16 protein-coding genes are annotated in these 15,626 nt (G+C 61.8%); 12 read left to right on the top strand and 4 right to left on the bottom strand.

Annotation, left to right across the window (positions count from 1 at the left end):
* Window positions 1-82: 82 nt before the first annotated feature.
* Complete coding sequence (locus AC0L26_RS04070; RefSeq protein ID WP_473631360.1) at window positions 83-583, bottom strand: DUF721 domain-containing protein; 501 nt, start codon at window positions 581-583, stop codon at window positions 83-85.
* Window positions 584-638: 55 nt separating this feature from the next.
* Here AC0L26_RS04070 and mutY point away from each other — a divergent pair, with 55 nt between their 5' ends.
* The 4 genes from mutY to vapC all read left to right on the top strand — a co-directional run bounded on the left by mutY (window position 639) and on the right by vapC (window position 3,405).
* On the top strand, window positions 639-1,823 hold the full coding sequence (gene mutY, locus AC0L26_RS04065) for an A/G-specific adenine glycosylase (RefSeq protein WP_473631359.1): 1,185 nt from the start codon (window positions 639-641) through the stop codon (window positions 1,821-1,823).
* A gap of 38 nt (window positions 1,824-1,861) precedes the next feature.
* Window positions 1,862-2,473, top strand: coding sequence for an HAD family hydrolase (locus AC0L26_RS04060; RefSeq protein ID WP_473631358.1), 612 nt, complete (start codon window positions 1,862-1,864; stop codon window positions 2,471-2,473).
* Between the two features lie 333 nt (window positions 2,474-2,806).
* Window positions 2,807-3,019, top strand: a complete 213-nt coding sequence (locus AC0L26_RS04055) for a type II toxin-antitoxin system VapB family antitoxin (protein ID WP_473631357.1) — start codon at window positions 2,807-2,809, stop codon at window positions 3,017-3,019.
* Complete coding sequence (vapC, locus tag AC0L26_RS04050) at window positions 3,016-3,405, top strand: type II toxin-antitoxin system VapC family toxin (RefSeq protein ID WP_473631355.1); 390 nt, start codon at window positions 3,016-3,018, stop codon at window positions 3,403-3,405. The genes AC0L26_RS04055 and vapC overlap by 4 nt, the downstream gene beginning before the upstream one ends.
* A 114-nt stretch (window positions 3,406-3,519) precedes the next feature.
* Here the strand turns inward: vapC and AC0L26_RS04045 are convergent, their stop codons facing one another.
* A complete protein-coding gene (locus tag AC0L26_RS04045; protein WP_473631354.1) occupies window positions 3,520-4,653 on the bottom strand; it encodes a DNA methyltransferase in 1,134 nt (377 codons plus the stop codon).
* 172 nt (window positions 4,654-4,825) lie between these two features.
* Between AC0L26_RS04045 and AC0L26_RS04040 the strand changes: the two genes are divergently transcribed.
* Window positions 4,826-5,512, top strand: a complete 687-nt coding sequence (locus AC0L26_RS04040) for an HAD family hydrolase (RefSeq protein WP_473631353.1) — start codon at window positions 4,826-4,828, stop codon at window positions 5,510-5,512.
* A gap of 36 nt (window positions 5,513-5,548) precedes the next feature.
* Here the strand turns inward: AC0L26_RS04040 and AC0L26_RS04035 are convergent, their stop codons facing one another.
* Window positions 5,549-6,223 carry a hypothetical protein gene (locus AC0L26_RS04035; RefSeq protein WP_473631352.1) on the bottom strand — a complete coding sequence of 225 codons (675 nt, stop codon included), beginning with the start codon at window positions 6,221-6,223 and terminating at the stop codon, window positions 5,549-5,551.
* Between the two features lie 128 nt (window positions 6,224-6,351).
* On the opposite strand from AC0L26_RS04035, the gene thrC reads away from it, so the two are divergent.
* The 4 genes from thrC to AC0L26_RS04015 are packed head-to-tail and all read left to right on the top strand — an operon-like array spanning window position 6,352 to window position 12,560.
* Window positions 6,352-7,749 carry a threonine synthase gene (gene thrC, locus AC0L26_RS04030; protein WP_473631351.1) on the top strand — a complete coding sequence of 466 codons (1,398 nt, stop codon included), beginning with the start codon at window positions 6,352-6,354 and terminating at the stop codon, window positions 7,747-7,749.
* A 14-nt stretch (window positions 7,750-7,763) separates the two neighbouring features.
* Entirely contained in the window at window positions 7,764-9,056 is a 1,293-nt protein-coding gene (locus tag AC0L26_RS04025; RefSeq protein WP_354494435.1) for a M16 family metallopeptidase, read from the top strand.
* 15 nt (window positions 9,057-9,071) lie between these two features.
* Complete coding sequence (locus AC0L26_RS04020) at window positions 9,072-9,668, top strand: GNAT family N-acetyltransferase (protein ID WP_352938616.1); 597 nt, start codon at window positions 9,072-9,074, stop codon at window positions 9,666-9,668.
* Between the two features lie 3 nt (window positions 9,669-9,671).
* Complete coding sequence (locus tag AC0L26_RS04015; protein ID WP_354494433.1) at window positions 9,672-12,560, top strand: EAL domain-containing protein; 2,889 nt, start codon at window positions 9,672-9,674, stop codon at window positions 12,558-12,560.
* 263 nt (window positions 12,561-12,823) lie between these two features.
* Here the strand turns inward: AC0L26_RS04015 and AC0L26_RS04010 are convergent, their stop codons facing one another.
* Entirely contained in the window at window positions 12,824-13,432 is a 609-nt protein-coding gene (locus AC0L26_RS04010; RefSeq protein ID WP_354494431.1) for a YqgE/AlgH family protein, read from the bottom strand.
* Window positions 13,433-13,602: 170 nt separating this feature from the next.
* On the opposite strand from AC0L26_RS04010, the gene AC0L26_RS04005 reads away from it, so the two are divergent.
* The 3 genes from AC0L26_RS04005 (at window position 13,603) to AC0L26_RS03995 (ending at window position 15,609) form a co-directional block, all read left to right on the top strand.
* Window positions 13,603-14,409: a protein-disulfide reductase DsbD domain-containing protein gene (locus AC0L26_RS04005; protein WP_473631350.1), complete on the top strand. Its 807-nt coding sequence runs from the start codon at window positions 13,603-13,605 to the stop codon at window positions 14,407-14,409.
* Window positions 14,410-14,530: 121 nt separating this feature from the next.
* Window positions 14,531-15,013, top strand: coding sequence for a redoxin family protein (locus tag AC0L26_RS04000; protein WP_473631349.1), 483 nt, complete (start codon window positions 14,531-14,533; stop codon window positions 15,011-15,013).
* Between the two features lie 119 nt (window positions 15,014-15,132).
* Window positions 15,133-15,609 (top strand): DUF2938 domain-containing protein, encoded by a 477-nt coding sequence (locus AC0L26_RS03995; protein ID WP_473631348.1) that lies wholly within the window; start codon window positions 15,133-15,135, stop codon window positions 15,607-15,609.
* Window positions 15,610-15,626 lie beyond the last annotated feature (17 nt).

The following is a 15,626-nucleotide window of genomic DNA, read 5'->3' as shown; positions in this document are numbered from 1 at the left end:
GGCGAGAGTTGGCGCGAATTAAGGCATAGCCATCCCCATTCCAATGGCCAAATCTTGGGTACGCGATCACGAAACCGCGAGATTATACTTTCTTTTGACCGAGAATGGTGGCGCCCAGGCGCTCCAGCGAAGCGCGAACGCCGTCATCCTCAATCATTCCGACGGCGCCGGACAACTTCGCCTTCTCGGCCGCGGTTAGCGGCCGCAAGCTTGGTTTAGGCCGCCCTTGGTCCGCCGTCACCGGCTTTTGCACGATTCTGATGCGGCCGATAGCGTTGAAGCCGAGGAAGGCGTTGACCCTGTTGATGATCTCACCGGTCTCGTGCTGCAAATGGAGCGCGGCCATGCCTTCGCAGGCGATGACCAGCACCGCCGGCTCGAATGGATCGTCTTCATGCATGCGGCGCGGCCACTGGATCTTTTCAGGGCGCGAGCGGCTGGCGAGCCGCGGCCCGGCAATCTCCTCCCATGACTGGACGAGCCCGATCGACATGCCTGCCCGCTTGCGCAACACAGGATCGAGGATCTCGGTTGCGAGATCGCTCACCGGAACGGGATTGCCGAAGGGCCTTTTCCCTGCCATGTGCGTTCTCCAGTCACGACCATCACCACATATCGGTTAGGCCAGTCCTCGATCAATGGCACTGCACGACCAGACCCGCAAGACCGCATCCGGAGATACCAGCAAAGCTGGATCCGGAGACAGCGGCAGAGCCGCGTCTGGAGATACCAGCAAGGCTGGATCCGGAGACAGCGGCGAGATCGCGTCCCGCCTGCTCGGCTGGTACGATGCGCATCATCGAGATTTGCCGTGGCGCATTGCGCCGCGCGAGTTGGCACGCGGCATACGGCCAGACCCCTACCGCGTCTGGCTATCCGAAGTCATGCTGCAGCAGACCACGGTCGAAGCGGTCAAATCCTATTTCCGGGCCTTTGTCCAGAAATGGCCTGATGTCGATGCGCTGGCCGCTTCACCGACCGAGGATGTCATGAAGGCATGGGCCGGGCTCGGCTATTATTCCCGCGCGCGCAATCTCAAGGCCTGCGCCGATCTCGTCGCACGGCAAGGCGGCAGGTTTCCAGATACGCAAGCTGGCTTGAGAGAGCTGCCTGGCATCGGCGCCTACACGGCAGCGGCGATCGCAGCGATCGCCTTCGACCAGCCAGCCGCGGTCGTCGATGGCAATGTCGAGCGGGTCGTTTCCCGGCTGTTCTCGATTGCCACTCCGCTGAGCGAAGCCAAGGGCGACATACGCGCCTATGTCGAGCGCATGGTTCCCGCGACCCGACCAGGCGATTTCGCCCAGGCGATGATGGATCTGGGCGCGACGATCTGCACGCCACGCCGGCCGCGCTGTATGCTGTGCCCGCTGCGCGAGGATTGCAGCGCCACTGTTTCCGGCGATCCCGAACGCTTCCCTGTGCGCCTGCCGAAGGGCGAGAAACCTTTGCGGCGTGGGGCTGCCTTCGTTGCCGTGCGCGATGACGGCGCCATCCTTTTGCGCAAACGCGCGGATAAAGGACTGCTTGGCGGCATGACCGAGGTGCCGACGACCGACTGGACCGCACGGGTCGACGGCGCCACCACGGACGCGGCAGCACCCTTCCCTGGCAACTGGCGGCCAGCCGGGCGGATCGGCCATGTCTTCACCCATTTCGCGCTCGAACTCGAGGTCTTCAAAACGGTGACCGATGGCGCCGACCGAGACGGGCATTTCTGGTCGCTGGTCCATGAAATTTCCGGGGAAGCGCTGCCCAGTGTCATGAAAAAGGTAATCGAAGCGGCGATACCGGGCGCGACGAAGAAGCCGCGCCCGCATTGAATCGCCTCACATTTGAATCGCATTGAACGAGGACAAGAATGACCGAGATCCGCCACATCGTTTTCGACATCGGCAGAGTGCTGATCCACTACGATCCGAACTTGCCCTTCAGCCGTCTCATTCCGGATGCCGAGGAGAGAAAGTGGTTCTTCGACAATGTCTGCACGCACGACTGGAACATCGAGCAGGATCGTGGACGGAGCTGGGAAGAAGCCGAGACGCTGCTGATCGCCGAACATCCGGACCACGCCGAAAACATCCGCAGCTTCCGCCGCCTCTGGCACGAGATGGTGCCGCATGCCTATGAGGACAGCGTTGAGATCATGGAGAAGCTGATCGAGAGCGGCCACGACGTCACCATGCTGACCAATTTTGCCGCAGACACGCTTGCCGAAGCCCGGCAGCGCTTCGACTTTCTCAACCGTCCGCGCGGGGTGACCATTTCGGGCGAGATCGGCATGATCAAGCCGGATCGCGGCATCTACGACCATCACGTCGCCGCCTTCGGCCTCGACCCCGCGGCCACGCTGTTCATCGACGACAGCCCGAAGAATGTCGACGGCGCCAAGGCGGCCGGCTGGCAGTCGGTACTGTTCACCGACGCCAAGACGCTCGAGGCAGACCTCAAAGGGCTGGGGATCAGAGTGTGATTTGAATCATTTCGACAGACCGATGATAACCCGCTTTAAGGTGTTAGATTATAATAGGATCCGTTGTCAGGCCCAGGATAATCGGGGTGAGTTAACAGGTGACAGAGCACGCAAGGGCTGAGCCTCCGAATCGAAAGCGGGCAAGCCGATGGACAAGACGGCGTGTAATGGTGGTGCGGTCGCCCGTTTTTGGCCATGCCAAGCTCGATCCGCTGCGTCGGCAACTAGGGGGAGTTTGCCCGAGGTAGATGTCCCACTCTTTCGTCATGACGGGTTGTTGGTCATGAGCAGAATGTGTATATTTAGTCCAATTTATACACATCGAGTATATCCATGCGAACCAACATCGAACTTGACGACAAACTGATCGCGGAGGCCATGGCCGCCTCCGGTCTCAAGACGAAGAAAGCGACGATCGAGGCGGCTTTGCGCACTCTGATACGCCGGCACCGGCAAGATATGGCTATCGCCGCACTTGCTGGCGCCGGCTGGGACGGCGATCTTGAGACCATGCGGGAAGGTCGTTCGCCCGATCAGCGTCGATGATCGTCGTCGACAGTTCCGTCTGGATCGCCCATCTCCGCAATACAGACAGCGTCTCGGTAGGTAAGCTCAGGCATCTCGACGACACCCAGGAGATTCTGGTCGGAGACTTGATCCTGCTGGAGGTGTTACAAGGCGCGCGCAACGAACCGCATGCCCAACTGATTGAGCGGAACCTTCGACAGTTCGCTATTGTTCCGATGCTGGATCCGGTGACGGCAGTCGAAGCTGCCCGAAACTACCGCATGCTCCGGCAGCGGGGCATCACCATCCGCAAGACAATCGATATGATCATCGGCACATTCTGCATCCAAAACGGACACGCGCTGCTGCATGATGACCGAGACTTCGATCCGATGGTTCAACACCTCGGTCTGCAACTCGCTTGACGAGGGTCCGACGACGGGGACTGGCGGAACGCTTCGCGGCACCTCTCGGTCAAGAAAGCGCAATCCTGCTTCCTTCGGAAACCATGTGCAACGAGATCGCCATAGCGGTTATTGTCAGGCCCCTGCCCGCTCCATGCCGAGGCGGGCGATGCGGCGAAGCTCGTCGATCGGAGTCAGGCCGCCGCTGCGCTCATAATGCCAGAAGGTCCAGCCGTTGCAGGCGTCCAGCCCCTGCACTTCCGCGCCGATCTTGTGGATCGATCCGGCGCTGTCGCCGATCGCCACCGTGCCGTCGGCTCGAACCTTGGCCGCCCAGCGCTTCTTAGCGTCATAGAGCGTGGCCCCCGGCAGCATCAACCCGGTGTCGATGAGGCTGACGAAGGCAACGCGCGGCTCGGCGCGCTTGCCGGTAAGCACGGTAAGATCAGCGCGGTCCAGCGGCCGGACTGCATCGATGCGCTCATTGGCGGCGTCGATATAGGCCTGCTCGCGCTCGATGCCGACAAAATGACGACCGAGGCGCTTGGCCACCGCGCCGGTGGTGCCGGAGCCGAAGAAGGGATCGAGCACGATATCGCCGGGCTTCGTCGAGGCCATCATGATGCGGGCGAGCAGCGCTTCGGGCTTTTGGGTCGGATGCAGCTTGTCGCCATTTTCGTTTTTCAGGCGCTCGGCTCCGGTGCAGATCGGAAACAGCCAATCGGAACGCATCTGGATGTCGTCGTTCGATGCTTTCAGCGCTTCGTAGTTGAAGGTGTAGCTCTTGCCTTTCTGGTCGCGCGAGGCCCAGATCATCGTTTCATGGGCGTTCTGAAAGCGGCGGCCGCGGAAATTCGGCATTGGATTGGTCTTGCGCCAGACGACATCGTTGAGGATCCAGAACCCCAGATCCTGCATCTTCGCGCCGACCCTGAAAATGTTGTGGTAGGAGCCGATGACCCAGATGGTGCCGTTGGGCTTCAGCACGCGGCGCGCCGCCAGCAGCCAGGCGCGGGTGAAGGCGTCGTAGACCTCAAAACTCGCGAATTGGTCCCAGTCGTCGTCGACGGCATCGACCTTGGACTGGTCGGGCCGGTGCAGATCGCCGTCGAGCTGCAGGTTGTAGGGCGGATCGGCAAAGATTACGTCGATTGATTTTTCGGGCAGCCGGTCAAGCGCCGCGACGCAATCACCCTTCAGGATCGTATCCAGCCATTCGGATTGTTGGGGAGCATGGGAAAGTTCGTCGAGAAGACGCACGGCAGACATTTGACACCCAAAGCACGCGTTACTGTTTACTCCCTGTTATGGTTACCGATCAGCGTAAATATTCGGTGAAGGCTTGGGGTGCGGACCCCAGGTAATTTGCGAAGACCGGCCTGTTGGTGTATGTCGCGCCGCCTGAGCGTCTCAGCCCTCCCCTCCCGCTTTCCGGATCGCCATGCCCCAGCCAGACCTTGTCATCTTCGATTGCGACGGCGTGCTCGTCGATTCCGAAATCATCGCCGCGCGCGTCGACGCCGAGCTGCTGACCTCGGCCGGATATGAAATATCGGCTGAGGAGATTTCCGAAACCTACGCCGGGCTGACCTTCAAGGACATCATGATGCGGGTGGAGGAGAAGTCCCGTATCCCGTTCCAGGCTTCACTGATCGACAGGGAGGAAGAATTGGTCGACCGCCGGCTGCGCAGCGACGTGCGCGCCATTGACGGCGTGCACGAGGCGGTCGCCGCGGTGACTGCGCCGCGCTGCATCTGCTCGAACTCGCGCACCGGGCGGATCGAATTCATGTTGGAGAAGGTGCGTCTGCTGCCGTTTTTCACCGGGCGCATTTTTTCCTCGCTGGAAACGCCGAGCGGAAAATCGAAGCCGGCGCCCGACGTGTTTCTCTTTGCCGCGGAAAAGCTCAAGGCCGACCCGGCGAACACCTTCGTCATCGAGGATTCCGTGCACGGTGTCACCGGCGCCAGAACAGCCGGCATGCGCGTGATCGGCTTCACCGGAGCGGCGCACAGCTATCCCGGCCATGCGGATGCGCTGACCGAGGCCGGCGCCGAAACGGTCATCCGTCGCTGGGCGGAACTGAAAAGCGTGATCGCCGCCCTGTCGGAATGGTCGGATGCGTGATGCATACGCCCCCGACTGGAGCCCCCAACACCGCCACTATTCGGCTGCGGCAACCTTCTTGTCGGTTTTCTTCGCCGGGCCTTCGTCATAGCCGGCGAACGCCTGATAGTTTTGCGCAGTGGGCTCGGGAACGACGACGTTCGAATCGGTGAAGACGAACTGGGTTGCACTTGAGGGATTGGTAACCTGGACCTGATGTTGGTGAAGCTGCGAGTAAAGGACCTCGGTGCCATGCATCACGGCGACACGGATCGGCATTGTAATCGTGCCCGGGCTGAACATAGGTCCCGGAACGACCTTGCCGGCGACTGCGATCTTCATCGTCAAAGAGCCGTTGGCGCGGCTGCAGTCGCGGGTCACGTCGGTGATCGAGGCCTGGTAGATGATCTTCGCGGAATCATCCTGCTGCTCGCTGCCCGCGTCGAGCGCGGCGGCTTCGGCATCCTGAGCGGCGGCTTTTTTCTTGGGCTTCTGACTGCCCTTGGCATAGGTGTTGAAGAAAGCGGTGCCGTCGCGCAGCGTCACTTTCGGACAATAGGCCTGCAATTGGCTGGCAAGAACCTTGGGGTCCGGAGGTGGAGGCGGTGTCGTGTCCTTCTTTCCGAAGCCGAGCATGCCATTGCCGCCTGATTGGCAGCCGGCGGCGGTAAGCATAAAGCCGGTGAGCGCCAGACCCGCGACAAGACGAACGTTGAATGAATGAAACGCCATGAACTGCACTTCCCTCTCGCAAAGCGGGTGACGTATATCAACCGCGCGGCAAAAATGCGACTGAGCAAGTGCCGAAATTAACCACTTTGCCGCGGATGAAGCCGCCCGGCAGCAATGGAAATGTGACGATGCGATATGTGAGTACCCGCGGTGAAGCGCCCATGCTTGGATTTTCCGACGCGGTGCTGACAGGTCTGGCGCGTGATGGCGGCCTTTATGTGCCTGACACGTGGCCGCAGTTTTCGACGGCAGAGATCCGCGCCATGCGCGGCCTTGCCTATCCTGACCTAGCCATCCGCGTGCTGTCGCCGTTTCTCGGCGATGAGATCGCGATGCCGGTGTTCGAGCGCTTGGTGCGCGAAGCCTATGCGACCTTCCGCCACGAGGCGGTCTGCCCGCTGGTGCAGACCGGCTCGAACATCTTCGTTCTGGAACTCTTCCATGGGCCGACACTTGCCTTCAAGGACGTCGCCATGCAGCTTCTCGCCCGGCTGATGGACCATGTGCTTGCCGAACGCGACCAGCGCGCCACCATTGTCGGCGCTACATCAGGCGATACTGGCGGGGCTGCCATCGACGCTTTCGCCGGGCGCAATCGCACCGACATCTTCGTCCTGTTCCCGCATGGCAAGGTCTCGCCGGTGCAGCAGCGGCAGATGACGACATCCACCGCCGCAAACGTCCATGCACTGGCGGTCGAAGGCAATTTCGACGATTGCCAAGGCCTGGTGAAGGACATGTTCAACGATCACGGTTTTCGCGACCGGGTGTCGCTGTCCGGCGTCAATTCGATCAATTGGGCCCGCATCATGGCCCAGATCGTCTATTATTTCTCATCGGCGCTGTCGCTCGGCGCGCCCGACCGGCCGGTTTCCTTCACGGTGCCGACCGGCAATTTCGGCGATATCTTCGCTGGTTACGCCGCCAAGAAGATGGGGCTGCCGATCGAGCGCCTGATCATCGCGACCAATGACAACGACATTCTGGCCCGCACGCTGTCGAGCGGCGAGTACCGCACGAAAGGCGTCTTTTCGACCACCTCGCCGTCGATGGACATCCAGGTCTCGTCGAATTTCGAGCGCTTGCTGTTCGAGGCGGCCGGCCGCGACGCCTCGACCGTGCGGCGCTATATGAGCGGCCTCAAGCAATCCGGCGCCTTTGCCATCGAAGCGGGCGAGATCGCCAGGATCCGCTCCGAATTCGATGCCGGCCGTTCGACGATGGATGAAGTCGCCGCCACGATCCGCTCGACGCTCGCAGCCAGCGGCTATCTGCTCGACCCGCACACGGCCGCGGCCATGCATGTTGCGGCTGCGAAGGCCACCAATGCAGTGCCCATGGTGGTGCTGGGCACCGCCCATCCGGCGAAGTTTCCGGCCGCCGTCGAAGCCGCCAGCGGCGTCTCGCCCGCCCTGCCCGCATGGCTAGGCGGGTTGATGACGTCAGAGGAAAAATACACGGTACTTCCATCCGACCTGAAAATGGTGGAAGATTATGTTAGCCGCCACACGCGGGCGGCAAGTTAGGGAGTATTTGCTATATGGGTGTTGAGGTAAGCCGTCTGTCGAACGGCCTGACAGTCGCCACCGAAACCCTTCCAAGCCTCGAATCCGTCGCTCTTGGTGCCTGGGTCAAATCAGGCGCCCGCAACGAGCGTATCGAAGAGCACGGAATGGCCCACCTGCTTGAACATATGGCGTTCAAGGGAACCAGAAGGCGCAGCGCCTTCGAGATTGCCTCGGAAATCGAGGATGTCGGTGGCGAGATCAATGCCGCCACCAGTGTCGAGACCACCTCCTACTATGCCAGGGTGCTGAGCGACGACGTGCCCCTGGCCGTCGATATCCTCTCCGACATCCTGCAGGAATCCGAGTTCGACCCGCAAGAGCTGGAGCGCGAGCAGCATGTCATCCTGCAGGAGATCGGCGCCGCGCACGATACGCCCGACGATATCGTCTTCGACCGCTTCACCGAGACGGCTTTCCGCCATCAGACGATCGGACGCTCCATCCTCGGCACGCCTGAGACCGTCAAATCGTTCACCTCGAAGCAATTGCACAAATTCATCGAACGGCAATATGGCGCCGAGCGCATGGTGGTCGTCGCCGCAGGCGACATCAAGCACGACAATTTCGTGCGCGAGGTCGAGAAGCATCTCGGCGGTTTCCGCAGCAAGTCCGACAACACGATGCCGGAATATGCGCAATATGTCGGCGGCGATTTCCGCGAGGACCGCGACCTGATGGACGCGCAGATCGTGCTGGGATTCGAGGGCCGCGCCTATCATGTGCGCGACTTCTACGCCTCGCAGGTCCTTTCGATGATCCTTGGCGGCGGCATGTCGTCGCGCCTTTTCCAGGAGGTCCGCGAAAAGCGCGGCCTGTGCTATTCGGTCTATGCCTTCCACTGGGGCTTTTCCGACACCGGCATATTCGGCGTCCATGCCGCGACCGGCCAGAGCGACATCGCCGAATTGGTGCCGGTGGTCATCGACGAGTTGCAGAAGGCCGGCGAGAACATACTGCAGGAAGAACTCGACCGGGCGCGCGCCCAGTACCGCGCAGGCCTGATCATGTCCGCCGAAAGCCCGGCCAGCCGCGCTTCGCAGATCGCCCGGCAAATGCTTCTGTTCGGCCGGCCGATCGCCAAGGAAGAGCTGATGGAACGGCTGGCGGCGCTGACGGTCGAGCGGCTGACGGATCTGTCGTCACGACTGTTTTCGACCAAGCCGACGCTGACTGCCGTCGGACCGGTGGGCACACTCGCTCCCTATGAGGCGATCCTCGACTCGCTTTCGGGCACCCAGACCACGGCCCGAAAGCTCGCCGGCTAAGCCCATCAAAGCGCCATGTTCGCGCTCCCTTTCTTTCGCCGCGACCTGCCGGCACTGAAGGGCGACCGGGTCACGCTGCGCGTGCCGCTGACCAACGACTATCGCGAATGGTCGGTGCTGCGCGGAGAGAGCCGCGCCTTCCTGGAGCCGTGGGAGCCGCGGTGGAACCCCGACGAACTCGACCGCACGGCCTGGCGGCATCGCCTCAGCCGCTACCGCGAAGATTACGCGCAGGGAACGGCCATAGCCTTCTTCATCTTCGAGAAGAACAGCGGCAAGCTTGTCGGCGGAATCACCCTCGGCAATATTCGCCACGGCGTCGCGCAAAGCGGCCACATCGGCTACTGGATCGGCGAGCGCTACAGCGGCCGTGGTCTGATGACCGACGCGGTCAAGTTGGTGACGCGCTTCGCCTTCGATACGCTGAGGTTGCACCGGATCGAAGCTGCCTGTATTCCCGACAACGCCCGGTCGATCCGCGTGCTTGAAAAAGCCGGATTCCGGCGCGAAGGACTTCTGCGATCCTATCTCAGGATCAACGGCATGTGGCAGGACCATTACCTCTACGCCCGGATCGAGGACGATCCGCCGGGCGCGGGAACGAAGGACTGATTTTTGACGAATTTCCTGCGAATCGGGTCGCTGTTCGCCTTTATCCTGACGGCAATCGTCACGCTCTGCGCGGCGTCCTCGGCCTTCGCCGTCGAACCGATCAAGATCGCTCGCGACGACGTGGCGCTCGACCTTTCGGGCGCCGTCGAAATCTACCGCAATCAGGGCGAGAATTTCCAGGTATCGACCGCGCCGGGACCGGATGGCATCGTGCGGCGCATCGAGGTCGAGGCCAATGATGCGCGCTCGACCGGCGACTGGGCTGTGTTCGCGCTAGCCAACACCACCGACCAGCAGCTCGACAGGCTGATCGTCGCACCGCATTTCCGGCTGGTGAATTCCGGCATCTTCTGGCCGGATCTCGGCTCGACCCGCATTGCCGCGATCACGCCCAGCGAGGGCTTCGCGCTTGACCGCCAGACCAGCCCCGACGCCGATGTGTTCCGGGTGACGCTGAATCCCGGAACTGTGATCACCTTCATTGCCGAACTTGCCTCGCCCAAACTGCCGCAGGTCTATCTGTGGGATCCGGAATCCTACAAGGACTCGGTCAATTCCTACACGCTGTTTCGCGGCATCGTCATCGGCATCGCCGGCCTTCTGGCGCTATTCCTGACCATCCTTTTCGTCGTCAAGGGAACCTCGATGTTCCCGGCAACCGCAGCACTCGCCTGGGCGGTGCTCGCCTATATCTGCATCGATTTCGGCTTTCTCAATAAGGTCCTGGAAATATCGCCCGGCAACGAGCAAATGTGGCGAGCCGGAACGGAGGTGGCGCTTGCGGCGACCTTTGTGGTGTTCTTGTTCGCCTATCTCAACCTCAACCGATGGCACGGCCATTTCAGCTACGGTGCGCTGGTCTGGATCCTGGGGCTGGTGCTGATCGCGGGCGTCGCAATCGTCGATCCGGCGGTCGCCGCCGGCATCGCCAGGCTGTCCTTCGCCGCCACCGCGCTGACCGGCCTCGGCCTGATCATCTTCCTCGGTATACGCGGCTACGACCGTGCCATCATGCTGGTGCCCAGTTGGGTCATGGTCTTGTTGTGGCTATGCGGGTCGTGGATGGCGATCACCGGCATGCTCGACAACGACATCGCCCAGCCTGCGTTGGGCGGCGGACTGATCCTCATCATCCTGCTGATCGGCTTCACCGTCATGCAGCACGCCTTTGCCGGCGGCGCGCTGCACCAGGGCCTGTTCTCCGATCTCGAACGACAGGCGCTGGCCGTCGCCGGATCGGGCGACACGGTGTGGGACTGGGACGTGATGCGCGACCGCGTCGTCACCAGACCGGATGTCAGTATCCAGCTTGGCCTTGCGCCCGACAGCCTGGGCGGGGCCGCTCGCAATTGGCTGCCGGTGCTGCATGCCGACGATCGCGACACGTTCCGCACCACGCTTGACGTGGTGCTCGAACACCGGCGCGGCCGAGTGTCGCAGAATTTCCGCCTGCGCGGCGCCGACGGGCACTATCACTGGTTTTCGCTGCGCGCCCGGCCGGTGATCGGATCGGACGGCGAGGTCATCCGCTGCGTCGGCACCATGGTCGACGTGACGGAGCAGAAGAAGTCGGAAGAGAGGCTGCTGCACGATGCCGTGCACGACAATCTGACCGGCCTGCCAAACCGGGAATTGCTGATGAACCGGCTGGAGGCGATCATCTCGATCGCCCGCACGGAAGAGAAGGTGCGCCCGACCGTTTTCGTCATCGATATCGACCGGTTCAAGCAGGTCAATGACGGGCTCGGCATCTCGGCCGGCGATACGATCCTGCTGACCATTGCACGCCGGCTGCACCGGCTGCTCAAGCCGAAGGATTCGCTGTCGCGCTTTGCCGGCGACCAGTTCGCGCTGATGCTGCTTTCCGAACAGGACCCGGCCCGCATCGCGGCAGTCGCCGACGCCATCAAGCATGCGATCAACAATCCGATCACCTTTGCCAAACGCGAGATCGTGCTGACCGCCTCGATCGGGCTGGTCACCTGGACCTCGGCGCAGAGTTCGGCCGAGGACATGGTCAAGGACGCCGAGCTTGCCATGCACCAGGCCAAGCGTTTCGGCGGCGACAGGATCGAGCCGTTCCGCCCCGCCTTCCGCACTGTCGGCACTGACCGGCTGCAGTTCGAGTCCGACCTGCGCCGCGCCATCGAACGGCGCGAATTCACACTCGCCTACCAGCCGATCGTGCGGCTGGAAGACGGCAGTGTTGCCGGTTTCGAGGCGCTTTTGCGCTGGGACCATCCGCGCCGCGGCATGATCCCGCCGGGCGATTTCATCCCGGTCGCCGAGAGCTGCGGCCTGATCGTGCAGCTTGGCTTGTTCGCCATGCAACAGGCCGCTGAAGATCTGGCGGGTTGGCAAAAGCAGATCGGCGACGTGCCGCTGTCGGTTTCGGTCAACCTGTCCAGCCGTCAGCTCATCCGCCGCGATCTGGTCAGCGACGTCCGCTCGGTGATCGCGCGAGCCAATCTGAAGCCGCGCTGCTTCCGGCTCGAACTCACCGAATCGCTGGTGATGGACAATCCCGAGCAGACAGCGCATGTGCTGAACAAGCTAAAAAAGCTTGGTATCGGCCTGTCGCTGGACGATTTCGGCACCGGTTACTCGTCGCTGGCCTATCTGACGCGCTTCCCCTTCGACACGATCAAAATCGACAAGAGCTTTGTCGACGATGCGACGCCGAAGCGCGCGGTGCTACTCAAATCCATGGTCAACATGGCGCATGAGCTCGGCCTTTCGGTCGTGGCCGAGGGCATTTCGGACGAAAGCGATGCGCTCGAACTGCGCCAGATGGGCTGCGAATATGTGCAGAGCTTCATGTTCGGCGCGCCGATGCCCGGCGATCAGGTGCTGAAGACACTGAAGGAACAGTATCCGCTGACCCAGGCGTGAGAGGTTTCACGCTCATCCAAGCGCGATAGCTTGGCAGAGGCCTCGATGATTGGCCGCGATGCCCATCACGTCGTCATCCTGGGGCGAAGCAAGGAGCGTAGCGACGCGGCGCAGACCCCAGGATCCATGCCGTGACGTTAAAGCGTTGCAACGGTTCAGAATTCTGGTCCGCTGCATCCTTCGGTAGAGGTCACGGCATGGATCCTAGGGTCTCCGCGACGGAGCTCCGCGACTGCTTCGCCCTAGGATGACGAAGCTGGGTTTCAGGCGTGACCAGCCGCCAGGCTGAGATGCGCGAGATCAATACCGATCGAAGCGAGAATCCGGTCGTATTTGCGCTCGATGTCGGTATCGAACAGAAGCTCCGCACTTGCCGGGCAGGTCAGCCAGCCGTTCTCGGCAATTTCGCTTTCCAGCTGGCCGGCGCCCCAGCCCGAATAGCCAAGCGCCATCAGCGCGTGCCGGGGGCCGCGGCCCGACGAAATGGCGCGCAATATGTCAACTGTCGCGGTCAGGCAGATGTCATCGGAGACGGTCAGTGACGATTCCACCCGATAGTCGCCAGAATGCAGGACGAAGCCCCGGCTGCGGTCTACTGGTCCGCCGTTGCGCACGACGAAATCGCGGGCCTGCGCGGGCAAGCGGATCGCCTCCTGCTCGTTCATGATGCCGAGTTGCACGAGAAGATCCGGAAACAGCATCTGCTGCGTCTGGTTGATGATCAGGCCCATCGCGCCTTCGTCGCTGTGCGCGCAAATGTAGATGACGGAGCGCGTGAAGCGGTCGTCCTTCATGCCAGGCATGGCAATCAGAAACTGATCGTCGAGAAAGCCGCGTCCTGCGACCATCCTCTTGTGGCGCAACAAGTCCATAGCCGGGAGCGTAACGCGTTTCTGGAGCGCCGAAAAGATGCGCCTCGCGCGATTTGATCTCAGCTGCGCATCTAAGGTCACGCCAAGCCGTGCCCGAGGTCACGGAAATATGATAATAGCGACGCCATGAAATCATTGCGCAACCATGAACGGACGCTCAAATCACCGCCATGCAAAGCCTGAAGATCCTGCTGCTCGGCGCTGCCATTGGATGTGGAACCGGCCTTCCCGCCGCAGCTTCCTCGTCGATCTGGTACAACACCGAAGGCGGCAAAGTGCGGCTTGTGACCAGCGGCAAGCCCGACGAGGCCGGACGTATCCATGGCGCCCTCGACATTGCGCTTAAGCCCGGCTGGAAAACCTACTGGCGCGATCCGGGCGACGCGGGCGTGCCGCCGCAAATCGATGTCTCGGCCAGCACCAACATTGCCAACGCGACGCTTTCGTTTCCGCCGCCCCAGCGCCACGACGACGGCTACGGCAAATGGGCCGGCTATGACCATCCGGTTTCGCTGCCGGTGACGTTCACGCTGTCGGCGCCGAACGAACCAGCTGTCATCGATGCCGACATCTTTCTCGGCATTTGCGAGACGATCTGCATCCCGGTGCAGACGAAGCTGACCATCGATCCGGCCTCCGATGCGGACAATGTCGAAGACGCTGCGCTGGTAAAGGCGGCGCTGGCAACCCTGCCTGCCTCCGCAAGGCCCGATTTCGGCATCAACGTCCTGCCGGGCGACCACGAGACACTGATTGTCGAGGCGAGCTTTCCGGGCGATCCGGAGGCGGCCGACTTCTTCGTTGCGGGCGAGCGGGATTACATGTTCGGCGTGCCGGCTCGCAGTGAAAAGGACGGCAAGCTGGTGTTCACCGTGCCGATCCTCGACAGGCCGACGACGACGCCGACGGATGGCGGACTTTACTACACGCTGACAACTGGAGCCGGCGCGGTCGAGGGACTGCTGCCATTCCCTTGATACCGATCAGAGGATGTTCAGTTCGAACATCCTCTGATCCAGGCGCCCCCGACGGTTGCGGGAAAGGCCTGACTTCGCTATCGCAAGGATACTCCCTTCCATTTGGCAAATGAGGACCATCATGACGATTGCCGTTGGCGACAAACTGCCCCAAGCGACCTTCAAGACGATGACTGCCGACGGGGCCAAACCGATCACGACGGCCGAGATTTTCTCGGGAAAGAAGGTGGTGCTGTTCGCCGTTCCAGGCGCTTTCACGCCGACGTGCAGCAATAACCATCTGCCTGGCTATCTGGATAATTACGACGCCATCCTGGCGCGCGGCGTCGACACCATCGCCGTGGTTGCCGTCAACGACGTTCACGTCATGGGGGCTTGGGCCCGCTTCAGCGGCGGCGAAGGCAAGATTCTCTATCTTGCCGACGGCAATGGTGACTTCGCCAAGTCGATCGGCCTCGACGTCGACCTCTCCGGTGGTGGCATGGGGCTGCGTTCGAAGCGGTTCTCGATGATCGTCGACGACGGCAAGGTCACTGCGCTCAATGTCGAAACAAAGCCCGGCGTGGACGAATCCGGGGCCGCTCATATTCTCGGACAGCTTTAGATTTCCGCTTGGGCTGTTAAAGCGCGTCGCGTTTAAAGAAATCATTGCATTTCGTTCTCCTAACACCGCTGCACATGTTCGGGCGACATGCATTAGGATTGCCTGTTTGAGGGACCTCGATGTTTGACATCTTCTGGCGGGCCGTGGTGATCGGCATCGGCGCCACAGCACTCATGGACCTATGGGCGATTTTCCTGAACACAGTGTTTGCCCAACCGCGGCCGAACTGGGGACTGGTCGGTCGCTGGGTCTGGCATTTGCGTGACAAAGTCTTCCACGACGACATTGGCAAGGCGGCACCCTACGCGCAGGAATCGGCGCTGGGCTGGGCGTTCCATTATTTTGTCGGCATAGTCTACGGCGTCATCCTGGTCGTGGTGGCGGGAACGGGCTGGCTGGCCGCGCCGACATTCCTGCCGGCCTTCATTCTCGGCATCGTCACCGTGGGCGCCGGCTGGTTCCTGTTGGCGCCCGGCATGGGCGCCGGCTGGGCCGCATCGAAGCGCCCCAACCCCATGCAGATCCGCGCCCTCAACCTCGTGTCGCATACGGTGTTTGCGCTCGGGCTTTTCGGCACGGCGCTGCTGATCCGTTGAATACGGCGGACCAGACT

It is taken from the genome of Mesorhizobium sp. WSM4823, assembly GCF_055811195.1.
This window is presented reverse-complemented; position numbering and strand designations above follow the sequence as displayed.